General features: G+C 39.4%; 20 protein-coding genes. 10 read left to right on the top strand and 10 right to left on the bottom strand.

Annotated features, from left to right (window positions below; all coding sequences use genetic code 11):
* Together HYU69_05045 and HYU69_05040 are read right to left on the bottom strand one after the other, a co-directional pair.
* Nucleotides 1-1426: N-6 DNA methylase (locus tag HYU69_05045; GenBank protein ID MBI2269710.1), on the bottom strand; the 1426-nt coding region annotated here is incomplete at its 3' end.
* 284 nt (nucleotides 1427-1710) lie between these two features.
* Entirely contained in the window at nucleotides 1711-2178 is a 468-nt protein-coding gene (locus tag HYU69_05040) for a hypothetical protein (GenBank protein MBI2269709.1), read from the bottom strand.
* 500 nt (nucleotides 2179-2678) lie between these two features.
* Here HYU69_05040 and HYU69_05035 point away from each other — a divergent pair, with 500 nt between their 5' ends.
* From HYU69_05035 to HYU69_05015, 5 genes are all read left to right on the top strand, one after another.
* Nucleotides 2679-5006, top strand: coding sequence for a PD40 domain-containing protein (locus tag HYU69_05035; protein ID MBI2269708.1), 2328 nt, complete (start codon nucleotides 2679-2681; stop codon nucleotides 5004-5006).
* 89 nt (nucleotides 5007-5095) lie between these two features.
* A complete protein-coding gene (locus HYU69_05030; protein ID MBI2269707.1) occupies nucleotides 5096-6673 on the top strand; it encodes a PD40 domain-containing protein in 1578 nt (525 codons plus the stop codon).
* Nucleotides 6674-6884: 211 nt separating this feature from the next.
* Nucleotides 6885-8318: a PD40 domain-containing protein gene (locus tag HYU69_05025; protein ID MBI2269706.1), complete on the top strand. Its 1434-nt coding sequence runs from the start codon at nucleotides 6885-6887 to the stop codon at nucleotides 8316-8318.
* Between the two features lie 8 nt (nucleotides 8319-8326).
* Entirely contained in the window at nucleotides 8327-9103 is a 777-nt protein-coding gene (locus tag HYU69_05020; protein ID MBI2269705.1) for a 3'-5' exonuclease, read from the top strand.
* Nucleotides 9104-9155: 52 nt separating this feature from the next.
* Entirely contained in the window at nucleotides 9156-9770 is a 615-nt protein-coding gene (locus HYU69_05015; GenBank protein ID MBI2269704.1) for a fumarylacetoacetate hydrolase family protein, read from the top strand.
* A gap of 7 nt (nucleotides 9771-9777) precedes the next feature.
* Here HYU69_05015 and HYU69_05010 read toward each other — a convergent pair whose 3' ends face one another.
* Nucleotides 9778-10677, bottom strand: coding sequence for a T9SS type A sorting domain-containing protein (locus HYU69_05010; GenBank protein MBI2269703.1), 900 nt, complete (start codon nucleotides 10675-10677; stop codon nucleotides 9778-9780).
* 59 nt (nucleotides 10678-10736) lie between these two features.
* The gene (locus HYU69_05005; protein MBI2269702.1) at nucleotides 10737-11840 is read right to left on the bottom strand and encodes a T9SS type A sorting domain-containing protein; all 1104 of its coding nucleotides are present in this window, start codon (nucleotides 11838-11840) and stop codon (nucleotides 10737-10739) included.
* 214 nt (nucleotides 11841-12054) lie between these two features.
* Here HYU69_05005 and HYU69_05000 point away from each other — a divergent pair, with 214 nt between their 5' ends.
* From HYU69_05000 to HYU69_04980, 5 genes are all read left to right on the top strand, one after another.
* Nucleotides 12055-14490 carry a transketolase gene (locus tag HYU69_05000; GenBank protein MBI2269701.1) on the top strand — a complete coding sequence of 812 codons (2436 nt, stop codon included), beginning with the start codon at nucleotides 12055-12057 and terminating at the stop codon, nucleotides 14488-14490.
* A gap of 91 nt (nucleotides 14491-14581) precedes the next feature.
* Nucleotides 14582-15031 carry an endonuclease domain-containing protein gene (locus HYU69_04995; protein MBI2269700.1) on the top strand — a complete coding sequence of 150 codons (450 nt, stop codon included), beginning with the start codon at nucleotides 14582-14584 and terminating at the stop codon, nucleotides 15029-15031.
* Nucleotides 15028-15837: an N-acetylmuramic acid 6-phosphate etherase gene (murQ, locus tag HYU69_04990; GenBank protein MBI2269699.1), complete on the top strand. Its 810-nt coding sequence runs from the start codon at nucleotides 15028-15030 to the stop codon at nucleotides 15835-15837. The genes HYU69_04995 and murQ overlap by 4 nt, the downstream gene beginning before the upstream one ends.
* A 109-nt stretch (nucleotides 15838-15946) precedes the next feature.
* Entirely contained in the window at nucleotides 15947-17587 is a 1641-nt protein-coding gene (pruA, locus tag HYU69_04985; GenBank protein MBI2269698.1) for an L-glutamate gamma-semialdehyde dehydrogenase, read from the top strand.
* 133 nt (nucleotides 17588-17720) lie between these two features.
* Nucleotides 17721-18419, top strand: a complete 699-nt coding sequence (locus HYU69_04980; GenBank protein ID MBI2269697.1) for a toll/interleukin-1 receptor domain-containing protein — start codon at nucleotides 17721-17723, stop codon at nucleotides 18417-18419.
* 298 nt (nucleotides 18420-18717) lie between these two features.
* Here the strand turns inward: HYU69_04980 and HYU69_04975 are convergent, their stop codons facing one another.
* The 6 genes from HYU69_04975 to HYU69_04950 all read right to left on the bottom strand — a co-directional run bounded on the left by HYU69_04975 (nucleotide 18718) and on the right by HYU69_04950 (nucleotide 26298).
* Nucleotides 18718-19095 (bottom strand): DUF1987 domain-containing protein, encoded by a 378-nt coding sequence (locus tag HYU69_04975; GenBank protein MBI2269696.1) that lies wholly within the window; start codon nucleotides 19093-19095, stop codon nucleotides 18718-18720.
* Nucleotides 19096-19101: 6 nt separating this feature from the next.
* Nucleotides 19102-19653: a hypothetical protein gene (locus HYU69_04970; GenBank protein ID MBI2269695.1), complete on the bottom strand. Its 552-nt coding sequence runs from the start codon at nucleotides 19651-19653 to the stop codon at nucleotides 19102-19104.
* A 63-nt stretch (nucleotides 19654-19716) separates the two neighbouring features.
* Complete coding sequence (locus HYU69_04965; GenBank protein ID MBI2269694.1) at nucleotides 19717-20559, bottom strand: hypothetical protein; 843 nt, start codon at nucleotides 20557-20559, stop codon at nucleotides 19717-19719.
* Between the two features lie 162 nt (nucleotides 20560-20721).
* Nucleotides 20722-24039, bottom strand: a complete 3318-nt coding sequence (locus HYU69_04960) for a SpoIIE family protein phosphatase (GenBank protein ID MBI2269693.1) — start codon at nucleotides 24037-24039, stop codon at nucleotides 20722-20724.
* Between the two features lie 8 nt (nucleotides 24040-24047).
* Nucleotides 24048-25319, bottom strand: coding sequence for a SpoIIE family protein phosphatase (locus HYU69_04955; GenBank protein MBI2269692.1), 1272 nt, complete (start codon nucleotides 25317-25319; stop codon nucleotides 24048-24050).
* 1 nt (nucleotide 25320) lies between these two features.
* A complete protein-coding gene (locus HYU69_04950) occupies nucleotides 25321-26298 on the bottom strand; it encodes a redoxin domain-containing protein (GenBank protein ID MBI2269691.1) in 978 nt (325 codons plus the stop codon).
* Nucleotides 26299-26315: the final 17 nt, after the last annotated feature.

Below are 26315 nucleotides of genomic sequence, written 5' to 3'. Positions count from 1 at the left end.
ATTTGAGTAACAAACTCAATTTAGATACCTCCACTGCATTTACGTCAATATCTACCCCGAAAATCTTGTTTATCAGAATTCGTTTTTTTTCGGCTGTGTTCAGGTTGCCCTCTGGGGTTAGTGTATTGTCTTTAGTGCCTTTTGAAATCTTACCATTTCCTGTATAGTAGTTTTTATGATAGTCAAGTAAATACTGATACGCTCCCAATAAAAAGCTGCCACTACCACAAGCCGGATCAACTATTTTTATTTTACTTATTTCTTTTGGTGTTTTTCCTTCAATCAATTTTCCCACTGTATTCTTTACGATATAGTCAACAATGTATTGAGGTGTGTAATATACTCCACCTGCTTTTCTCACTTCAGGCTTTTCCTCAACTTTCGCGTGATGACCTGCCGTAATACGGATTACTTTTCCAAGAAACTGCTCATAGGCCGTTCCAAGAATTTCCACAGGCATTGCATCAAAAGCATAAGGACTTGGGAAATACAAATCAGTTATAATATTCTTTATAACCTTGTTATCAATTTTAAGATGCTTACTGATTTTATCTTTATTGAAATCAAAAATCCCGGAATTATACTTTTCATCTGCCCTGTTAAACTGTTCAAAAAGATTTTTGTAATAATCCCCTTGCTTAGTTGCATCTTTTAAATTGCCATATGGTTCAACGCTTCTATCCTCGGCTATTCGCAAAAAAATTATCCTGTCAATTGTTTGCTGAACGGCAAAATTTATTTCATCCTCGTCAAGCTGTTTGTTATTTATAGCTATGCTTGTTGCAAGATATGTACGCCAACTGTCGAGTGATTGAAGAAACTCCTTATCTACGGTGGCTGTACCCTTCTTATGAGTATCGCTTTGTACGAACTTGTCAAAGCTGCCTTTTAAAACTCTCTCTTTGCTGAAAGTTTCCCAAATAAAATCAAACTCTTTGAGGTATTCCTTAAAGGTTAAATATTTAATCCTTGCGATTGACGCTTTGTCTGTCGGGTTCGGCTTTTTTGTGCAGTCATAAATAGAGAACTCCTCAAAATCTGTAATAATTGAAACAGGAAGTTTAGCACTCCAACCGTATCTGCGTATTTGGTATGCAGGTGGTATTTCTTCCTTAACTAAAACATTGGGTTTCTTTGCCTCAACAAAAAATAGGCGTTTGCCACCAACTAAGCGAAAGGAATAGTCAGGTGCTTTTGTCGCTCCGCCAACTTTTACTTTGTCTTCGTGAATTACTTCCCGATAGCTTTCAGCATAGCCTTGTTCATTGTCAATATCCCAGCCAAGAGCCTTGAAAAATGGGTCAATAAAATCCCTACGGGTAAGAGTTTCATTATAATCAGAAAGTTTGTATGAGTGGTATTGTTCTTCAAAACGGATAACAAGGTCAGAAATCTTTTGTTGGGCAGCTTCTTTATTATAAGTCATTCGCTTTTTTGTGTTTGGTAGCCACAAAAAAATCTGCGTGGGTCATTTCAACTTACTCCAGCGAGGTACTACCAATACCAACAGAGGAAATAAGAGAAAGCCCACGCATTACGTGAGCGTTTCGCTTTTCTCTCCTCTGTTTTGAAAAATTGGTAGTTTTCGCTGGAAGAAATTGCTTAACGCAAATCCTTATATGTCTTTAATTTTATTTTTTACATTCTAATTTTCTTATCTTTTACAAAGATACCGGTTTCCGGTTAAATCTCAGGCTTTAGCCCCCTCATTTAGAGTTTTTTGTTTTGTAAGCTCGTTTTGAATCGTAGCCTGGATAACCCAAAGGATATGGGAAGTCCGGTTTCTCTGATTACTTTTTTACGTAGTTCCTTTGTCCATTTTAAACTGCCGTAAAACTTGTCCATTCCTGATATATCAATGTAATGTTCATCAATGGAGGTTTTTTCTACCGCAGGGGATTCTTCTTCAATTATATCTGTTACCATGCGGGAGTAATTGGAATAAGATTCCATATCTCCCTTTATATAGATACCATGTGGGCATAATTGTTTTGCCAGTCTTATAGGCATAGCAGAATGAAGCCCGAATACTCTCGCTTCATACGAACAACTTGCGACTACTCCTCTGTCGGATGTGCCACCCACAATAACAGGTTTGCCTAACAGGGTTGAATCTTTTAATCGTTCTACGCTGATGAAAAAGCTGTCTAAATCCAAATGCACTATTTGCCTATCCATGTGATGATGATTAGCGATCGCTAAATTACTAATTTTTGTAGCATATAAATACTACATTTTATAGCAATTGTAAATAATAGATAAATGTCATTCCCTGTCAGTAGATCTGGACAGGTACAGTATATAGAGGAATTTTCCTGCTATTGCCATAACCCATCCTTCAGGGCAACCTTACCCTAAGTGATCAGGATCGGGAATTACCAGGAGGATAAAAGAGAGTTAGGATACCTGATATACACTTACTCGATTATCCTGAGAGCAGATTGCTTTTACAGTTTTAGTTTTCTTGCAGGAAGTGAATAAAAAGTATCAAAATAAAACGCCAGATCATTACCAAAATAGGGTGATATCAGTGAAAGATTTATAGATGATGTACCGGAGATCGTGGGTCAAATCCCGCCATCCGACTAAATTATTTTGAATGCTACTTTAACAAGGCTGCTTAATGGCAGCCTTAGTATTTAATAAATTATGTTGATTAAACTATTACATTTGTAAGTATGATAAAACAAGTACTCAAAAGCTATACTTTACCCTTGTTAGTTATATTGTTTTGCCATAATGTTAGCACAAATGCGCAGGACAAAAATCTATTTAAGAAATATTTTAATGAGGGCGACAAGTTGTTCCTTGAAAAAAACTACAATGAGGCTATCAATAGCTATTTAAATGCCTTTAAACTCGATTCCAATAATGCCAATATGCGTTACAAATTGGGCCTGGCTTATATGCACTCCCCGAATCAAAAAGATAAATCTATAAAATACCTTTTAAAAGCAAGTAAAAATACCACCGAGCATTATCACGAATATGATGCCTCTGAAGACAAAGCTCCCTTAATGGTCCATTACTACCTTGGACTCGCCTATCAACTGAACTACCAGTTCGATCAGGCCGGATTAAAATTTCAGTATTGCGTTGATCTTTTTAATGATAAAAAAATGCCAAAAGAATTAAAGCTTCATATTGACCAATGCAATTCAGGAACAACCTTATTAAAAAATAAAGTCGATATCAAAATAGAAAATATGGGACCCATATTTAACACCATCTACCCGGATTATTGTCCTGTTATTAATGCTGATGAATCGACCCTTATTTTTACATCGAGACGTCCGGGTGGAATTACGGATGACAAAACCCCGGATGGACAATACTTTGAAGACATTTACATCAGCTATAAATTCTCTGACGGCAATTGGTCGAAACCCAAATTAATAAGCCGGTACATCAATTCTGACGAAAGCGATGCAGCTATTGGCCTTTCAGCTGACGGCACTCAACTTTTTATTTTCAATAACGAAAATGGGGGAGATATTTATTACAGCAACTATGATGGAAACAGCTGGAGTATTGGCTTGCCTGTGGGTTCCGATATCAATACTAAACATTGGGAAACTCATGCCTGTGTATCGGCCGACAACCAGCATCTTTATTTTGTTAGTGACCGCCCGGGAGGATACGGAGGTCGTGACATATACAAATGCGTTAAGCTGCCGAACGGAAGCTGGAGTCTTGCTACAAACCTGGGCCCGACAATAAACACTGAGTTTGATGAAGATGCTCCCTTCATCCACCCGGATGGTGTTACCCTCTTTTACAGCAGCAACGGTCCTAAAAGTATGGGAGGATTCGATATTTTCTATTCGGTCAAAACTGAAGAAGCCGGCAAAAAGCGGACAAATATGAAATGGTCAAAACCAGTAAATCTGGGTTATCCTATTAACACTACAGGTGACGACATCTATTATGTTTTGTCTACTGATGGGCGACGGGCTTATTTTTCATCTGAAAGAGAAGGCTCGATCGGCGAAAAGGATCTCTTTAAAATGACACTTGCTTCAAGTGTGGTTGACCCTGTTACTTTATTGGTTGGTTATTTAACTTTTGACGGAAGCACTGCTAAAATCCCACGCGGTGTTATGATCACCGCTACAGATGATGAAACCGGGGAGGTTGTACAGGACATCAAACCTAACGTTAAAACAGGCAAATACCTTATGGTGCTTAATTCCGGGCCACATGGTAAAACGTATACGATAAAGTACGAAGCCGATGATTATCTACCCTCAACTGAAACAATAAAAATTGAACCGGGAAGCGCTTATCAGGAACTTAAGCGGGAAGTCCGGTTGAACCTGATGAATTTCGAGACCAAAAAGTCGGGCTACATATCTGTAAGCGGAGTAGTAAAGAACGCCGAAGGAAAATCCTTGTCCGATGTAAAAGTTATCATTAAAGACAATGCAACGGGTCAGATCGTAAAAACATACCAGGCCCTGAACGATTCGGGTCTGTATTACGCTTCACTGGAGAGCGGAAAAAACTACAATATGTCTTTTGAAGTAATTGGATATTTATTTCATTCTGAAAATATTGATATTCCAAAACAAGCTGACTTTTCCGAGATCAAACGTAACGTGCAGTTGGAAAAAGTTACCGCCGGATCCACAATAGTTTTAAATAACGTTTTCTTTGATACAGGATTAGCCACATTAACCAAGGAATCGAAAACAGAATTGGAAAAAGTATATGATATTTTAAGCCAGAACCCCGCAATAAGGATCGAAATATCCGGCCATACCGACAATTCCGGAAGCGAGGATGTCAACCTGCGTTTATCCCAAGCCCGTGCGCAATCTGTAGTTAACTACCTGGTAGAAAATGAAAGAAGCTATTATATTGCACCATACTATTATAAAGGTATCGACAAAAAACGCCTGGTTCCGCTGGGTTATGGTTCAACTAAACCTATTGCGGACAACGATAGCGCTGAAGGCATGCAAAAAAACAGGCGCGTGGAACTGAAGATCATTGGAACAAAATGATTTTGTTTAATTTCAGGAGTACTATTTTTTCTCGCCTGGTGTATCTTATGTATTTTGGCAATATTATTGCACAATTGGCATTACAACCCATGACACGGACAATTAACAATAGTATAAGATCGTTTTCCTCCCTCCTTTTGGTGGTTATAATGACCTGTAATGCCTACGCACAAAAGCCGGGTGGTCCATTCCTTGACCCGCGTGAAGCCAATGAACATTTTGAGCATCACAATTATCTGACAGCATTGCGCTCATACAAAGAATTGCTTAAACGCGATCCGGATGATATTGATTATAATTACAAAGTGGCACTCTGTTATCTGAATACACACCTTGATAAAACCCAGGCTATACAATACCTGGAGAAGATCACAAAAAAAGGAAAAGGTGATAATGAAGCCTGGTTTTACCTCGGCAATGCTTATCAGTATGCCAATCGTTTCGATGATGCGATCAAAGCTTATTCAACATACAAAGAAAAAGCCTCAAAAAAAGACATTCAACGGGCCGACCACGCTATTGAAACCTGTTATAATGGAAAACAATTTGTAAAATTTCCGTTGAATGTAACATTCGAAAATCTTGGAAAGGATTTAAACTCGGAGTTTGCCGACTATTACCCGTTTGCAACTCAAAACGAATCGTTTATGGTGTTCACAAGCAGAAGAAAAGGCGGCAAAAGCAGTGTGCTTGAAATGGATGGGTTGTATCCTTCGGATATTTATATGTCAACTGTAAAGGATGGCAACTGGGTAAAAGCAACAAACATCGGCGGACCCGTGAATACCCCCTTTGACGAACAAACTGTAGGACTTTCACCTGATGGCTCAAGCATGACTGTATATATCGATCATATAGACAGCCTCGGTAATATTTATGTTTCGAATTATGTGAATGGTAAATTTCACAAACTTTCTAAATTAAATAATAATGTTAATTCAGGATTTGAAACTTCCGGATGTGTAAGTGATAACGGACAGATCATTTTTTTTACAAGTGAACGTTCCGGAGGACTCGGGGGAACAGATCTGTATATGGCTAAAAAACTACCCAACGGACAATGGGCCACACCTCAAAACCTGGGCAAAACCATTAACACGCAGTACAACGAAGACTTTCCCCACTTTTCTGAGGATGGACAAACCTTATATTTCACTTCACAGGGCCACTCCAGCATGGGCGGGTACGACATATTCAAATCCGTTTACAATAATGAAAATAATACCTGGACAGAACCAAAAAACCTGGGTTACCCCATTAACACTAGTGATGACAACTACACCATTTCATTCACTGAAAAAGAAAGATTTGCATATATGTCAATCTCCCGACCAGGGGGAATGGGAGACCTCGACATCTGGCGGCTGCGCTTTAATGATTCTGATCAACTTTATACATTAGTTTCGGGCTTTGTTAATTTAAGTGACAGCCTGGCTCCCAAAAACGACCTTCTGATTACGGCAATTAATCTTTCAACCAAAGAAGAATTCCGCTATACGCCAATACCTGCAAGCGGAAAATATGTAATGGCACTGGAGCCGGGAAGATACAGCGTTTCTATTGAAGGAAAAGGATTTGCAACCTTAACAGAAAATATTACAATACCTGGCAAAGGTTCTTTTCAACCGGAAGTAAGAAAAAACTTTTTATTGATCAAAACCCCCTGATGCCCCTTTTGTATTTGTATTATAACATTATAGCATTTTTCTTTACTTTTATCCCGGTTTCAATTATTCAGTGATAAACCCCGTGAAAATAAAACACTTTATTCTCTGCTTTCTCTTTTCTCTTTTTTTACTTCCTTTTTCTCTTGCTCAAAACCGTAAGACCGCAGATCCTGCCCTGGCAAAAGAACACTTCTCCCACAAAAATTACATAATGGCTCTGCCGATCTACAAAGAGCTTGTGAAACAACAACCAAAAAATGTTGACTATAACCTTAAGACCGCCTTGTGTTACCTCAATACAAATATCAATAAAGCCGCTGCAATTCCTTTCATTGAATTTGTTTGCGCCGTACCCAATCATCCTGATGAAGAAAATATTTTTCAGCTTGGAAAAGCGTATCAGTATGCTTATCGTTTTGACGAAGCTATAACCGCTTATGAAAAATGCATGACCAATTCCAGGGGCGATTTGACGGAACAAGCCAGGCGCCAGATCGAAACCTGCAATAACGCCAAAGAACTTATTAAATATCCGCTGGATGTAAACTTTATAAATCTTGGCAAACAGATCAACACTGAATTTCCTGATTATAATCCGCTTATTCCTGCAGACGAATCATACATGATCTTCACCACAAGGCGGCCCAAAGGAGCCGGCGAACCTGAAATAGACGGGTATTACGCTTCAGATATATTCATTTCACTCCCGAAAGACGGCGTTTGGCAAAAACCAAAGGACATCGGAGTACAGGTAAACACCAGGTTTGATGAACAGGCCGTTGATATTACGGCAAACGGAAAAACAATGGTGGTTTATATTGACCATGTTGATACTGTTGGAAATATTTATTTTTCAGAGAACAATAAAAATTTGTTCTCCAGACTTGTAAAGTTCGGTCCCGATGTAAATTCGGGGTTTGAAACTTCCGGAACCACCACGCCTGATAGGGATGTAGTGGTTTTTGCCAGCAAGCGCGGAGACGGATTTGGGGAAACCGACCTCTACATGATAAAAAAATTACCGAATGGGAATTGGGCTCTGCCGCAAATTTTTGGCAACCAGATCAACACCAAATACAAAGAGGACTATCCGCACATCAGCGCTGATTGCAAAACACTTTACTTCGCTTCACAGGGGCATTCGTCAATGGGCGGGTTTGACATTTTCAAATCGGTTTACAATACCGAAACCAATACATGGTCGTATCCTCAAAACCTGGGGTATCCCCTTAATACACCTGACGATGATCTGAGTATATCATTTACAAACGACAGCTGTTACGCCTATATTTCTGCCTCAAGAGAGGGAGGCAGTGGTGACCTGGACCTTTACAAAATAAAATTCAACAAAGGGAAGAACAGGTATAGTATTGTAAGCGGTTATGTTACAACAACAGATACGCTGAGTCCCTATATTAAAAAACAGATCATAGCTGTTAAAATAGATTCGAAAGAAACACAGAAATTCACACCCGTAAAATCGACCGGTAAATATGTTATGGCACTCACACCCGGAAAATATACCCTTACAGTAAAAGCTGATGGCTACCAGGATTACAACCTGATCCTTACTATCACTGACGTTCCTTTCCTTCCTGAACAAAAGCAGGACTTCCAGTTAACTAAAGATCCTAACCCTAAATAATTCATCTTGTGCAATTAAATCTGACACGGCCAATCGCCTTTTTTGATCTGGAAACTACAGGAGTAAATGTAGCCTCCGATCGTATTGTAGAGATCTCCATACTAAAAATCAACCCGGACGGATCAAAAGATATTAAAACAAAAAAAATAAATCCTACCATCCCGATACCGCCTCAATCCAGCGCTATACATGGTATAAAGGATGAAGATGTTAAAGATTGTCCGACCTTTAAATCCGTTGCGCGTGAACTAAACACCTTCCTGGAAGGATGTGACCTGGCAGGATATAACTCAAACAAATTCGACATACCATTATTAGTTGAAGAATTTTTGCGTGCCGAAATCGATTTTGAAATGGCCGGGCGTAAATGCATTGATGTGCAAAATATTTTTCACAAAAAAGAGCAGCGAACACTTTCCGCCGCCTATAAATTTTACTGCAAAAAAGACTTGGAGAACGCTCATAGTGCCGAAGCAGATATCATTGCAACACAGGAAATACTGGAAGCGCAGCTTGATAAATATCCCGACCTGAAAAATGATGCTGCCTTCCTGCACGATTTTTCCATGCAAAATTCCGCAGTTGACCTGGCTGGAAGAATAATTTACAATAAAGAAGGCGTTGAAGTTTTCAATTTCGGAAAACATACTGGAAAATCGGTGGAAGTTATTTTTAAAACAGAACCGTCGTATTATCAATGGATGATGAACGGAGATTTCCCATTGTATACAAAAAAGATCATTACTCAGATTCGTTTACGGGGAGTGAGCAGTAAAACTAATTAGTTGTTGGTTGTTGATCCAACAAACCAACAACTGACAACCAATAACCGACAACATGAAAATCATCTGCATCGGCTTAAACTACGCCAATCACATTAAAGAAATGCAATCATTTAAAACAGACGCAGAACCTGTATTCTTTATGAAACCAGATACTGCGCTTGTCGTCGACAATAAACCCTTTTATCATCCTTCATTTTCGAAAGAGATACATCATGAAGTTGAGCTGGTATTAAAGATCTCGAAAACAGGTAAATATATTGATGCTGATTTCGCCAAAAATTATTACGATGAGATTGGTATTGGTATTGATTTTACAGCCCGCGACCTGCAGGCCAAATGCAAAGAAAAAGGCCACCCATGGGAAAAAGCAAAGGCATTCGACAGCTCCGCTCCGGTAGGAAAATTTTTACCTAAAAAAAAATTCGGTGACATAAACAATATTAATTTCCATTTAAATATTAACGAAACAACCGTTCAAAAGGGCAATACAGCCGACCTCCTGACTTCGTTCGATAATATTATTGCTTATGTATCCACCTTTGTAACACTCCGCCAGGGCGACATGATCTTTACCGGAACGCCTGAAGGTGTTGGCCCTGTAAAGATCGGCGATAAACTGGAAGCCTTTATTGAAGGTGAAAAGATGCTGGAATTTGAGGTGAAATAGGATTGGATTATTGTATGTGAAACTTCCTGCTGATAATCAATTCGCCATTCTGTAGCTGCAACAGGTAAATTCCCGAATTTAATCCGGCGAGATCAAATTCATCCATAAATTCGGTTTTGGCTCCATTATTCAGCACTTTACCAAACACTTCGCGACCGGAAAGATCGAATATATGTGCCTGAAAATTTTCCAGTGGCCTTTCGAAACTCATTGAAAGCTGAAATCTATCATTTCCCGGATTAAAAAACCGCAGGTTGCTTATAAACTCACTTTCCTCAATACCTGTAACTCCCTCAAAACATATATCATCAAACCATGCGTTAATACCGCCTGTATTGTGATTATTCAAAACCATCATTATAGCGAACGAATCGGGAATTGCGGCCGATTTGTATTTAAAATCAATACTAAACTTGGTATACGTACTTACTGATGATTTTTGCAACATTATAGCACTCGCTAATGCCTGACTTGTATCACCTCCAAAAATAAAATCCTCCGATGAGCCATTAACCAGGTACGCAAATACAGACAACGAGTCGGAAGCACCTCCATTATATTTAAAATATCCGGTGATCTTTTTGGGACGGGAAGTCATTGCTCCAAGTCCTATAAGATCCCCGTCATTATCCTTTGTCGCGATCATTTTCATCGCGTAACTTCCGCTGTTCTTATCAGTTGTTTTATTCAAGACAGGAGTTCCTGTACCTGAAAATAAAAAGCCAAATACATCTGCCATGGAGAACCAGGTATCTTTTGGATGCTCATAAACAAATGGCTGGCCAAACATCGTTGTATCGTTTTCAATTACCCAATTCTCAAAACTATTCTCAGTAAATGAAATGCATTGGGCGGGGGCAATGATAGCTGATGTTGAAATAAGTAAAAAGAGTATAGATTTTTTCATTGTAGCTAAGATATTTTGGTAATCGCTATATATATAGAATTAATGACTTACAAAAACAGTTATTGCACAATCAATTTATTTACCAAAGATACTCCATTGATCGTAAGCCTCGTGAAATATATCCCTTTAGCGATATCCGCTTCCTTTACATTAAACAGGTATGAATACGGTCCGGCTTGTTTTTTATCGTCAAGAAGTATTTGTATTGATCTGCCATATACATCAATCAGGTCGAGCCTTACAGAACAAGCCTCAGCCAGGATATAATTTACAGTTACACTTTCATTGGCCGGATTGGGGTACACCAAAAAATTACTACTCTCTGTTAATTCATTAATGCCGACTTTTGGAACTCCCGGACGAATACTATCACGATAAGCGACGCGTGTATTTGCAGATCCTGTGACATCAATTTCCAATACAGGGACCCTTTTGCCAGCCGCTAACCACTTGTATTCATATTGCTTTGGCAAGGGCAATGAAAGACCAAAACTTAATGTTGAATAATAGATAGTATCAGTAATATACAATGTTGATTTAACCTTAAGTGCCGGGAATGTACCATAGGGAGTTTTAACTGTCCCCCATCCTTCTACTTCATTAACGCGCTTTTTACGCTGTCCGAAATAACCGATCCCGGGAATCGAAAACACATATTTAGAAATGGTGGAATCCTTATTGCCGTAATTTATCGGAAACTTATAAACCACATCTACAGAATCATATTTCACTGACATTGGAACACTGTTGATTGTTGAACCAAAACCAACAATGGAATATTCAGCAGTACTGTTCTTAAAAAAATTGTATGAATTTTCAAGAGTAATCTGCGAAAAAGCATTAAAATCCGGCGCCTTTTGAGCAAAGTTGGCCTTATATTTCGGACTAAGTGGATTGTTAAAATACAACTGATAAGCAAAAAGAGTTGAAGTCACTTTTACAAAAGTATCAACGTACTGGATGGTTGGGTTCAATAAAGAATAATCCCAGGTATAGTTTGTTCCTGTAAGCGCCGGATCAGGGATCCCGCTAACCGTAGCGTTACTCATCCGAATAGTATCATCTTTAGATAAAAGATCGGCCGTTGTAATTGTTATTTGTGAAACACCGGTAAAAGCGACTAATAGCAACAATATAGTTACCTTAAAGTAATTTTTTTCCATATGATTTTGGGGTTACCGACAAATAACTAATATAATACTTTAAACACAAATTTCAAAACACACAAATCACCCCATTATCATGCAAAATGCCTTTAACATTGATAATTGAAGATTGATTTAGTAGGTTTGTACACGTAGCAATATATAGATTATGCGGGAATTAAATAAGTATAAATTGTGCGTATGGTAGTACACTGAAAAAAACAAAGGTTTTATGGCACAAACAGGTGAAAATAAAAAGACAGGTACCCGGGAAGAGTTATCGTTTGAACAATTCAAAAAAATAGTTCTCGATGATTTCCGGATTGTTAATGAAAGCCGCGAAGCGAGTTTAATGGGTCGCAAAGAGGCTCTTACCGGAAAAGCAAAATTCGGAATTTTCGGTGATGGAAAAGAAGTGCCGCAGATAGCAATGGCAAAGGTGTTTCGTGACGGAGATTTTCGTTCTGGCTATTACCGTGATCAAACCTTTATGTTCGCAACCGGCAATCTTACTTTACAGGAATGGTTCGCAGGCCTGTATGCGCATGCGGATTTAACCGCAGAGCCCATGAGTGCCGGGCGTCAGATGGGAGGACATTTTGGCACACAAAGCGTTAACCCGGACGGAACATGGAAAGATCTGATGAAAATAAAAAATTCTTCTTCGGATGTTTCTCCTACTGGCAGCCAGATGCCGCGTTTACTCGGCCATGCAATGGCTTCCAAATATTATAAAATAAATCCCGAATTACAGGCAGGTAAATTCAAACTATTCTCTGACCAGGGTAATGAGGTCGCGTTCGGAACCATCGGAGATGCAAGCACTTCGGAAGGTTTGTTCTGGGAAACCATAAACGCCGCCGGCGTAATGCAAATACCAATGCTTGTTTCCGTTTGGGATGACGGCCATGGCATTTCGGTTCCCAAAAAATATCAAACAACCAAGGAAAGTATTTCTGAAATTTTAAAAGGCTTTCAGCGAGATGAGAACGGGAAAGGATTTGAAATATTCAAAACCAAAGGATGGGATTATGCCCATCTCTGTGAAACCTATGAAAAAGCGATAAAGATCTGCCGCGAAGAACATGTTCCTGTGCTCATCCATGTGGAAGAAGTTACACAGCCTCAGGGCCACAGCACATCCGGTTCACATGAGCGTTATAAATCGAAAGAACGCATGGATTGGGAAAAAGAATTTGATGGGATAAAAAAAATGCGGGAATGGATTATTGAAAGCGCGATTGCAACCGATGAAGAATTAAATCAAATTGAAAACAATGCAAAAACAGCTGTAAGACAAGCTAAGAATGCGGCCTGGGCGGCGTACCTTAATCCCATTCTGAGTGAAGCACGTGACGTCGCTTCAATATTTGATGAAATTGCCGCGGAAAGTGCTTGTGCAGGAGACATCAGAACAATAAAAGCCCAACTGCTTGCCGATACCGAGCCCGCCCGAAAAGATATTGTCGGAAACGCTAAAAAAGTGTTGCGATTGATACGCAATGAAAATTTTTCATCCAGACAAAAACTGATTGATTGGCTGAATTTATCTAACATCGAAAATCACGATCGATACAATTCATTCCTTTACAGCCAGTCGCCTCTATCGGTTTTAAATGTACAATCCAGCGCCATCGAATATCCGGGCGACAACAAAGATTGTGATGGCCGTGAAATTTTACGGGATAATTTTGACGCTATTCTGAATAAATATCCTGAAGTTCTGATCTTTGGTGAAGATTCGGGGAAAATTGGCGGAGTAAATCAAGGACTTGAAGGTTTACAAAAAAAATACGGCGAAGACCGCGTATTTGATACAGGCATTCGTGAAGCTACTATCATTGGTCAGGCTATAGGTATGGCCATGCGCGGCCTTCGACCCATAGCCGAGATCCAGTACCTTGATTATTTATTGTATGCATTACAGATCATGAGCGATGATCTCGCGACAATCCAGTACCGTACCAAAGGCCGTCAAAAAGCACCTGTAATTATTCGCACACGCGGGCACCGCTTTGAAGGAGTCTGGCATAGCGGCTCACCGATGGGTATGATTATACATGCATTGCGTGGCATGCATGTATGCGTTCCCCGCAATATGACACAAGCAGCAGCTTTTTACAACACCCTGCTTCAATCGGACGAACCTGGCATAGTGATAGAGCCGCTCAACGCCTATCGTTTAAAAGAACAGGTCCCCTCAAATTTCGGAGAATTTAAAATCGCGCTTGGCATACCCGAAGTTATTTACGAAGGAACTGATGTGACTGTAATAACCTATGGCTCCTGCTGCCGTGTCGCACTTGAAGCAGCTGCACTGTTGAAAGAAGTCGATATAACTGTTGAAATTATTGATGTACGCACTCTTTTACCATTTGATATTCACAACACTCTTGTTGAATCATTAAAGAAAACAAACCGTGTGGTATTTCTTGATGAAGATGTTCCCGGAGGTGCGAGTGCCTATATGATGCAAAAAGTTTTGGAAGACCAGGGAGGGTATCAATACCTCGATTCAACTCCACATACATTAACTGCCAAAGAACACCGTCCCCCATACGGCAGTGATGGCAGCTACTTCAGCAAACCGAGTGCCGACGATGTATTTGATAGTGTATATAATATAATGCACGAGCTTGATCCGGGTAAGTTTCCTGCTATTTATTAAATGTAATTCGTATAGCCCTGGGCGCAAGCTCCCCTCTTGAGAGGGGCAAGGGGTGTGTAAAAAAAATAGTTAATCAACGTCGTTCAATTCCATGAAGAAACCAGCCTTCAAACGGAGAATTATACCCTATAATCAAGAACTAAAGGAATTAGCGAGACGACTCCGGAATAACAGCACATTGGGCGAAATACTATTGTGGAAACAACTCCGTAACTATCAAATTTATGGCTATGATTTTCACAGACAAAAACCACTATTGAACTACATCGTGGATTTTTATTGTGCCGAATTAAAACTGGTAATTGAAGTTGATGGCCAAAGCCATGATCATGAGACTGTATACCTGAAAGATATTAAGCGTCAGGCTGAATTAGAAGAGTATGATCTGCATTTTATACGATTTCGCGAAACGGAAATACGCCAGAATATTCATGGAGCTATAGATGTTATTGAAAACTATATCGAAGAATTTGAAAAACACACCCCTCGCCCCTCTCAAGAGGGGAAGTCAGACCCACGTGCCGAAAAAAACAACAGATGAAAAAAATTACCGAATCCGACTCCAAATACACTCAGCTTGAAAACATGAGTGTAAAGGAATTGCTCACCAATATTAACAAGGAAGACAAAACCGTTCCGCTTGCCATAGGAAAGATCATTCCTAAAGTTGAAAAGCTGGTAAACGCAATTGTAAAAAAAATGAGATCAGGCGGACGCCTATTTTATATCGGAGCGGGAACCAGCGGACGTTTGGGAATTGTGGATGCATCGGAATGTCCACCTACTTATGGTGTGCCACAGGGAATAGTAATCGGTTTAATTGCCGGGGGTGATAAAGCCATTCGTAAAGCGGTTGAATTCGCGGAAGATGACACTGAGCAGGGCTGGAAGGATCTGCAGCAGTATAAAATAAATACAAAAGATGTGGTGATCGGCATTACCGCTTCAGGTACTACGCCCTATGTTATGGGCGCGTTGAAAAAATGTAATTCAAAAGGAATAGCTACTGCCTGCATTACCTGTAACCCTGGAAGTCCGGTATCACAGGAAGCTAACTATCCTTTGGTGGCAGTAGTTGGGCCGGAGTTTGTTACAGGAAGTACCCGTATGAAAGCAGGAACAGCCCAAAAACTTTTGTTAAATATGATCTCTACCTCTGTAATGATAAAACTGGGTCGTGTGCGCGGCAACAAAATGGTTGATATGCAGCTTAGCAACAACAAACTGGTTGATCGCGGCAACAAAATGATCATGCGCGAGTTGAACATGAGTTATTCAAAGGCAAAAGTATTACTGCGTAAATATGGAAGCGTCAGAAAGGCTGTTGATGCGTTTAAGAAGAAGTGATTTACCCGCTACTTCATTGTTTCTGCCTCCAAAATCTATTTATCTTTTTCTTACCTTCGCAATACAACAATTTGAAGTTTCAAATTAGTAATCTTTAATTCCTCTTCCCATGCCAAAAGGATTTTATAACATCCCGACTGCCATTAATGAATCGGTAAAAAACTACGCGCCGGGTTCACCTGAACGAAAAGAATTACAAGCCATGCTGGCTCAATTACGTTCGGTACAGGTTGATGTACCCATGTATATTGGAGGAAAAGAAATAAGAACAAATAAAAAGATGCGGCTGGCTCCCCCGCACGATCACAAACATACACTTGGTCATTTTCACGGGGGCGACAAGTCACATGTAAAACTCGCGATCAAAGCCGCTCTTTCAGCAAAAAAGAACTGGGAAAAATTACCCTGGGAGCAGCGCGCAGCCATATTTTTAAAGGCAGCTGACCTTATTGCCGGACCCTATCGCGCCAAACTGAACGCAGCTACCATGCTGGGTCAATCAAAAAATGTGTTCCAGGCTGAGGTTGATTCCGCTTGCGAGATCGTCGATTTCCTGCGTTTTAATGTACAATACATGAGTGAAATCTACAAACAACAGCCCCTCACCGTTTCCGGTTCTGGTGTCTGGAACCGTGTAGAACACCGACCACTGGAAGGGTTTTTATTCGCGCTCACACCTTTTAATTTCACGGCAATTGCCGGAAATTTACCAACCTCATGCGCCATGATGGGCAATGTAGTGGTATGGAAACCCGCCAACTCAGCTATATACTCGGCAAACGTGCTGATGGAAATATTTATGAAAGCAGGCTTACCGGCAGGTGTTATAAACCTTGTTTATGTATCTGGACCGGAAGCGGGAGATGTGATCTTCTCCCATCCTGATTTTGCCGGAATACACTTCACCGGCTCAACCGAGGTATTCCGCAATGTGTGGAAAACCATTGGCAACAACATTCACATCTATAAATCATATCCACGTATTGTGGGTGAAACCGGGGGAAAAGATTTCATTATAGCACACAACACCGCCGATTTAAAAGTATTGGTTACGGCCTTATCCCGCGGTGCATTTGAATACCAGGGACAAAAATGTTCGGCGGCATCACGGGCCTATATCCCTAAAAGCATTTGGCCAAAAGTAAAAGAGTTATTGCTGGCCGATCTGAAGTCCTTTAAAATGGGGCCGACAGAAGAGTTTGGCAACTTCATTAATGCGGTTATTGACGAACGATCATTTGATAAACTGGCAGGCTATATTGACCGTGCTAAGAAGGACAAGAAAGTAGAAATTATTGCCGGAGGCAAATACAATAAATCGAAAGGTTATTTTATTGAACCAACCATATTACTCGCGAAAGACCCGTATTACGTTACCATGTGCGAAGAGTTGTTCGGCCCGGTATTAACCATTTATGTTTACGACGATAACAAGTTTGAAAAAACACTTGACCTCGTGAACAACACTTCCAATTATGCACTAACAGGTGCAATAATTTCTCAGGATCGCTACTCCATTGACCTCGCCACTAAAAAACTATACCAGGCAGCCGGCAATTTTTACATTAACGACAAATGCACCGGTGCTGTAGTAGGCCAGCAGCCATTTGGCGGAGCCAGGGGCTCAGGCACTAACGACAAAGCCGGTTCAATGATAAATCTCTTGCGCTGGGTTTCTCCGCGCACTATTAAGGAAACTTTTGTGCCTCCAACAGATTATAGATATCCGTTTATGCAAAGTGATAAATAAAAGAATGAATCATCAGACACATCTGTTCCAAATGGATGGAGTATGTCTGACTGCGTCAGGGGTATAAATGAGTTAGTGGTAAGTTATGAAAAAGAAAATATTCATTAGTTACTCGGACAACGACAGAAACAAAATGCGCTCCGTAGAAAGACTGATTAATGCTACAAATACGTTTACACCTATTATAATTGCCGACAACAGGCAAATTTTATTACAGCTCACAGAAAAAGTTAAGACCGGCATTTTTGAATCTGACTATTTTGTTCCAATTCTAACTCGAAATTCAATTTCATCGCAATGGGTGAATCAAGAAATTGGTTTTGCCAATGCAATAAATAGAAAAACAATACCAATCGTTGAAAAACAATTAATAGACATTTTAAAAGGTTTCATTCATAAACAACTTGATCTTTCATATTTGTTTGAAGGAAATGCAGAAAATAAAAGATCCGAAGCATCAAAATTTTCAAGCATAAGTAAGATATTAGTTACTGACTTGTTATTGGAAAATAATGTAACTCCAAAAGTAATATCACTTGAAAATCTATTTCCTGGAAAATGGCGAAATATTTATATGATAGCAGACGGAAGAACAGGTAGCGAAGAATTTGAAATAAGAGAGGGGAATAAATATATTATCAAGGGTAAGCATATGTTTAATTTAGAAAACATCTCTATTGACCTGAAGAAAAATAAAATTAAGTTTAAGAAAGTTGGAATTCCGCCAGACAATCGCTTCGCGAATGATGATATCAATATTTTAGAAATTAGCAAAAAATACGAAGGACTGGAAGATGGAACTACAAAAATTTCATATTACAGAATAGATTAACCTAATCGGGTAGGCGGCTCTACCATAAAATTCTGACTGAGTGCGCCTCTAACACCACAATAATTGCGGGCCTCATATAAAGCGGTTCATTAAATTACGGAGCTACTTTAAGGTAATGTTCGAGCATTGATTCGTGACCAGACTTTGCTAATCTTTTCTAAGTGATTGTTGTTGCCAAAACAAAGCATTGGGCAGTAGCCCAAACCGTTTGCTGGTAATAGCACGCCTATTCGCTCCAAAACAAAAGCGGGATGTAGTTAAACCACATCCCGCTTTATATTTTTTTTCGAAGAACCTGCTACTCCATCTGTATCATTTTGAAAGGAACGTTGATGATAGCCTGGTAATCTTCACCAGCCTCCAACATATCCTCATCATCCTCTTCGTAGTGCCAGTTAATGGTAACCGAACTGCCTCCTTTGTGAATGGCTTCCAGCTTTTTAAAAACGTCCAAAATACACTTCGATGAACTTGTATTGAAGTATTCCAACTGGATAATTACGCTGGTAGCGGATTGCGGTTTGCCCGCATATTTTTCAAGTGAGTCAACCAAAGGCTTGTAAAACTCAATTGAGTTTTCGGGTATAGACCTTCCTTTAATTTCCAAAAAACCTTTTTCTACGTCAAAGTTAATGGTTGGGGTCTTGGGACTTCCTTCAATAGATATTTTTTCCATAATTTTTTATGATTGTGCTATTTTAATATTTAATGTGAAAAACGATAAAGCGTCATCAACATGCATAAAGTTATAATTCAATTTCTGGCCTGTTTTGCGGGCAATATCAATCATACCCAAACCACCTCCACCCTTATCCGACATCATCCCGTTATCCAGAACCTGTTTGTAATAGTCTTTTAACTCCTCTTTCGAAAGAGTGTTAATATGATCCAATTTAGCTTTTAAAGAACTTACGTTAGGGTTTTGAATGTAATTACCCGTAATGATATTATACTGGCTGTCAACCTTCCCAATCATGAAAATGGCCGCCCGTATACGGTTGCTGCTATCTGTTGTTTGCTGCTCATCCATGTGATGATACAGGTTTTGCAAACATTCCACCAGCACATTATATACTTTTTTCTTAATCTTCGGCTCTTCCTGGAGGTTATCCAGCTTTGACTCCATAATCTGGAGGATCGATGTAAGCAATTCTGATGTAATATCTCCTTTGAATGAAAGCATAATATTATTACGCTCCATCCGGTTATAAAAATCGTAGATGTCTAACATCATAATTACCCCAGAATTGAAAGGACAAATATATAAAAGGTTAGATAAAAAACAACAAAAAACCTTTTAATCAATTTTAAAGATAAACGTATTGCCTTTAATGGTCAATGACACTGAATTATCGCAGGCATTGTTATGGGCTCCCGCAGCATCAACAGAATAGTCAATGGTGCGTGTAGCCTTTCCACTCGGGGTAATATCAATTATGCCGCTGCTTATGTATGTACAATTAGTTGCTTTAACCAGCGCAGTTTTAATAGTTGTTGTATACGTTAAACCGGATCTGTTTGTACCGGTTGCATTACCGGTAACATGCACTTCTTCATTGGAAGCACCCTGGTTAACAAGAGTGAAGGTGCGCGTTCCCGCCCATTTCAACCACCAGCTGGCATTTGCACAGGTTCCGTCATTAACTGTTGTAGTATACGAGTTTGATGTTTTGCTGATAATGATGTCGTGAGCATTGTAAGTTATACCATTTACAGAATATTTAACAAGGCTGTCAATAGTAACTCTAGCAGTGAGTGAGGTTGCCCATGCTGTATCAAATAACATTGAAAGACGGCCTTTTCTGAAACGGCCATCACTGTCTGTAAAACCTGTTGTCGGAAGACCTGTAGCATCTCTGTCATAATCAACCCACATCCTGCGGGGCCAATAACCGGTTGTGCCATTTGAATCAATATAAATATAAGGCCCGGCCCCAACAGCAATTTTACTGCCACTGATTCCTTTTTGTTGAACTGCTCTTGAATTAGTGGATGGCATTATCGCTGTAAACTCCGCCTCACAAAGAGCATTATCTGTGGCTGATTGAGTTTCCGTATCGGTTTCGGGTTTTTTACAGGAGTTTAAAACAGCTCCCACAAAAGTGGCTATAAGGAGAGTAGCAAAAATACTTTTTTTCATTTTACTGGGATTTGGTTGGTAGTTGGTAGTTAGACACTACCTTTTATAATTGGTTTAATAACCCAGCAAATGTATACGAAAAAAGGATGAATTGCAATATTTTTTTGAGTTGAAAAGAATAGAAATCGAATAGCTAATAGTCTAATAATCAACTTATAACTCTTATACTTTGATCCCAACAATAAGTACATCGTCCACCTGTTCGTTTTTACCCTTCCAGGCGCTAAATGCCTCTTCCAGCATTTCATGTTGTTTATTTAAGGGTAATTTCCATTGCCTGGTCAACATTTCAGCAAAACGCTTTACCATGAATTTCTTACCATTTTCACCGCCAAACTGATCGGCAAAACCATCAGTAAACATATAAATTACGTCGCCTTTTTTTAGTTGCCGAGAATGCTGTGTAAAGCTTCTCTCCTGCCCAAAATGCGAACCGCCGATAGGGAACTTATCTCCATTAATCTTTTGAATAACATCAGGAACATTATCACTTAATACATACAGCGTACGATAGGCGCCGGCATATTGCAGCTCATTTTTTTGCGTATCAAAAACACATAATGATACGTCCATTCCGTCTTTGCTTTCAACACCTATTTGCCCTTGTTTTAAGGCCGCCTGCACTCCTTTATGCAACTGGTTTAATATTTCAGCAGCCTCTGTTATCCCATTTTCAATCACTATCTGGTTCAGGAGATTGTGGCCTATCATACTCATAAATGCACCGGGGACGCCATGCCCGGTACAATCAACCGCAGCAATTACTTTCTTATTTCCCTTTTCATAAAACCAATAAAAATCACCACTCACTATATCACGGGGTTTATACAACACAAATGATTCGGGAAACGCCCGGAATATATCATTGAGCGGCGGCAATATGGCATCCTGTATTTTTCGGGCATATTCTATACTGCTGGTTATATCACGGTTTTTTTCGGCTAGCTGAACTGTTCGCTGCTCAACCATTCGTTCCAGCACACGCTTCTGACGGGCCACACGCAACCTATAACCCCAGGCACCGAAAAGTCCGGTTAATACAAATGAGGTATAGGCCCAACTGGTTTTATACCATGGAGGACGAACGGTTATATTGATATTTGTCCCTACATTATTCCAGACTCCATCGCTGTTGGAAGCTTTTACCCTGAAAACATATTCGCCGGGACTCAGCTCAGGGTATTCAGCAATGTTACGGTTAGTTGGGGGAGTCCAATCATTTTGAAGACCTTCCATTTTCCAGGAATACTTGTTACGGGTAGGATCATCAAAATCAAGTGCTGTAAATTCGAATGAAAAAGAGTTTTCTTTATTTGAAACTTCGATATGTTTTTTAAATGAAATTGAAGTGTCTAACTGAACTTCTTTATTAAACCTCTTATATGAAGTAATATACACAGGTGGGATATGACTGCTTGACATTAACTGATCAGGATAAAAAACACTTAATCCGTTGAGTCCACCGAAAAATAATTCTCCCCTTTTTCCTTTGAAATAGGCTCCCTGATTAAACTCTTCATCCTGTAAGCCATCATCAGGCCCATAATTTGTGAATGCCGAACCTTCAACATTTTCATCATTAGGATTAAATTTACTCAATCCACTATTCGTACTCATCCATAGATTACCATTATTATCAGACAAAATAGAATAGATATAATTATTAGGAAGTCCATCCTTTTTATAATAACGGGTGAACAAATTATTGGCTACATCAAACTTGTTTAATCCATTATCCGTAGCTATCCATGCGATCTTGTTCTTGTCGATGTAAATACAATTGACAATATTCGAACTTAATGAGTTTTTATTTGATTCGTCATGTTTATAAATCTGAATTCTGTTTGTTTTAATATCAAAAATATTCAATCCTCCCCCATTAGTTCCTATCCACAATTTATTATTAGAGTCGAATCCCAAAAAATAAATGCTATTGGAACTAAGTCCGTTGTTCATCGTAAATTTTGAAAATGTTTCATCGGTTTTATCTATTCTATAAAGTCCGTCTTCAAGCGAACCGATCCAAACACCATTCTTATGCTCCGCAAGGCAAGTGATATTTTGCCCGCTCAAAAAACTGTTCGCTGCTACAAATTGTTTAAATATATTCTTCTGCAAATTCAATTTAACAAGCCCACCACCCCAGGTGCCAATCCAATAGATACCATCCTTATCTTTAAGTAAACTAAGCACACCCTGCAGACTTCCATAATTAATATCCTTGGGTAAAGTGACCGCTTTCCGTGTTACCTGATCTATAATATTTAATCCTTTATTACTTGTTCCAAGAAAAAGTTTGCTTCCATCTACCAATACTGACATTATATCGTTACTCTTCAAAGCTCCACCTTCAAAATCCTGCATTGTAATAGTTCTAAACTTAAGTTTACCCGGCTGAAAAAAATCAACTCCCAGATCTGTCCCGACCCACATGTATCCGGACACATCAAAATATATGCATTGAATATTATTACTTGACAAACCTCCAGTCTTTTGATCACTGTTAATAGTTGTTAATTCCTTTTTCTTCTCATCAATAACAAGTATCCCTTTTCCTTCAGTGCCTAAATATGAAATGTTTTCAGGACTTTTATAAGAACATGTAATTTGAAAAGGTTCTCCTGGCTTATAGAATGATTGGATAAGTTTAACGAAATCATTATCAATGATATTAAGCGTATTAATATCAAGCACTTTTATTCCGCTTTTTCTTGTAGAAATGTAGACCCTTTGATTCTTGTCAAACACCGCCTTGGATATACTAAATTGACCCAAACCCAGTATGGGGATAGATTTAAACACTCCATTCTGCCTATCAAATTTACTCACGCCTAATGATGTTACAACCAACACTTGCTTATCGTATGGATTCTCTAATACTAAATAAATTTCACATTCACCAGCAGCGCTATTATAGCTTGAATCCAAAAAAAATCTCTTCACCGCAAAAGTTTTTGGATCTATTGCATTTAATCCATTTGCTGTTGCAACCCACACGGTATTATCACTGCCATAAAGCATCCCTTTAATCGTATTATCGCTTATGGTATTTTTATCCTTTTCAACATGAACAAGTCTTTTGAATTTGTCCGCTTGGGGGATGTAAATACTTATTCCGTTATTCACTGACCCGATCCATATTCGTTTCTCATTATCCTGAATCAGTGTTGTAACAGTACTTCCCGCTAAACTTTGCTTATTATCCAAATCGCTATAGTAGCTGGTTATTTTATTCCCATCATACCTGTTCAATCCATCCTGCGTACCAAACCACATAAAGCCACGGCTATCCTGGAATACACAATTTACAGTTGATTGCGTTAATCCCTGCTTGGATGTGATATGACGTAATTTAAAATTGTTCTTCTGAGCGGTTAAGGTAATTGCTGGTAAAAGAATAAAAAACAAAATGCGACCAAAGCATGAAGCTGCTCCGCAGAAATATTTATTAAACAAAATTAGTATACTCAGCTTTCGCATTTTCAAATTTACATTCTTAAACCGATTATCAGTATATCATCAACCTGCTCATTAACTCCGCGCCATTTTTTGGTAGCCTGGTCCAGCAACTCCTTTTGCCTGGGCATATCTTCCGCCTGAATGGACTGAAGCAGGCTTAACAGGCTTTTGTATTTAAATTTTTTACCGTTTTCACCTCCAAACTGATCGGCATAACCATCCGTAAAAATATAAACAGTGTCGCCTTTCTGCAATTGTACGGAAACATCGGTAAATACCTTTTTCATTTGACTATGTCCACCTATGGAAAGTTTATCGGGTTTATATTCAACAACCTCATTATTGCGTATTAAAACCAAGGGCCTGTTAGCTCCTGCATATTCAAGCGTATTCTTTTTGAGATTAATGGTGCAAAAAGCAATATCCATGCCATCCCTCACTTCATCTACTCCGCTCCTTTTTAAAGTTTCAAGCACTTTTTCATCAAGCGAATTCAAAACAAGCGAAGGTTTATTTATACTTCTATCTTTGGTTACCTGGTTAAGTATATTATTACCGATCATACTCATCAGTGCCCCCGGCACACCATGTCCTGTACAATCAGCAGCGGCAAGAAGCAGGTATTCCTCAACAAAGGCAAACCAGAAAAAATCGCCACTCACAATATCTTTGGGTCTGAATAAAATAAACGATTGCGGACACGTTCTCTTCAACACTTCCCGATCAGGTAAGATAGCAGCCTGAATACGTTTCGCATAATTAATACTGTCCAATATATCCTTGTTCTTTTGCTCGATCACAACACTCTGCGCCCGTATTTTACCTTCCAGACGTAAACGTTCCCGTATATCACGGGCATAAATCACAATGGCCGGACGGCCCGCAAATGGAGCCACTTTGGCACTGCACTCAACCGGAATCAATTCGCCGCCGGCAGTTAAAAAAGGAATGTCATCATAGATCATGCCTCCCTTTTCCCATACATCGGCTACAATACTGGAACTTTTACCGAGGTATTCTTTGGGATGCAGATCGAAAAGAGATTTCTCTTCCAATTGCTTTACCTGATACCCCAGCAATGCGGCAGCGCTTGGATTGGCCTGGTGTATACGACCATCAACTATATCAATAACAAGTATCGCATCATTGGCCTGTTCAATAATACTTTCAGAATTATTTTTCTCATTGGCCGAGGCTTTGACCTGGTCTTTATATTTTTTCACCTTGGTTATTAAATACAGATCCTTGGCAATGTAAATCGCCAGAAAAATAATAAGTGCTATGCTTAATGTGTTTAACATTTTATTTTAATGATTCTATTATCGGGAAGATCAATGCGGGATTCAAAAATTCACCTACCCGATCCGGTCGTGATACATAGCGCACAATACCGTTCTTATCAACCAGGAAAGATGCCGGAAGCGGGATCCCCTCCTCATACTTTTCGGCAAAACCATGATCATACTCTGAAAGCTGAACACCATAAGTCATTGCCGTCCGTTGACCTTCATCCGCCAATATTTTAAAATCAAGACCAAGTTTTATTACCATTTCCTTATTAACTCCCACCGGATCCGGACCAATGGCCAATACCATAACGTTCTTATCAATAAATTTTTCTCTATTCTTTTCGTATGTTCTCAACATCATGTGACAACCGGGACACCAATCGCCGCGTACAAAGATCAGCAGCAAATGTCTTCCTTTAAATTGATCGAGACTCACCTGCTGCTCATACTGATCCGGCAAAGAAAACCCGGGAGCCGGTATACCAATTTGCACTTTATAGCCTCCTTTAGTTGCTGCCAGTAACTGACGTTCATCTTTCAATATCCCATATGCCAATATCCCCGCAAAAATAATTACCGGCGATGGCAACACCCATGCCTGCCATGAAGCCATAAAAATTATATTGCCCAGTACCCAGGTTAGTATAGCGAGTATTAATACAAGAGGTTCGTACCAGGGGTAACGGGTGTAGGAAAATGTTTTAAAAAAAACGATCCTTACAATAGAGGCGCAGGCCGCCAAAAAGACGGCTAATGTTATGTATGGAAAAGTCAGGAATGGAAAATCAATAGAAACACCAAGCAGTATGGCCGAACCAAAAACGGTCGAAAATTGGTACCAGCTGGTGTATTTCGAAACTTCTTTCATGGCCGCAAAGTAAGCCCCCAAACACAACAGCGAAATGGCCAAACGAAAATCGAACCAAAAAAGAGGAACGGCAATAAGCAGAAAAATTATGCCTACGGTTGTAGACTTATGAATTTGCTTCATTATCTATAAAAAAACTT

Source organism: Bacteroidota bacterium, from assembly GCA_016183775.1.
GTDB lineage: Bacteria > Bacteroidota > Bacteroidia > JABDFU01 > JABDFU01 > JABDFU01.
Note: the sequence above shows the minus strand (reverse complement) of the source record. Positions and strands in the feature narration are given on the sequence as shown.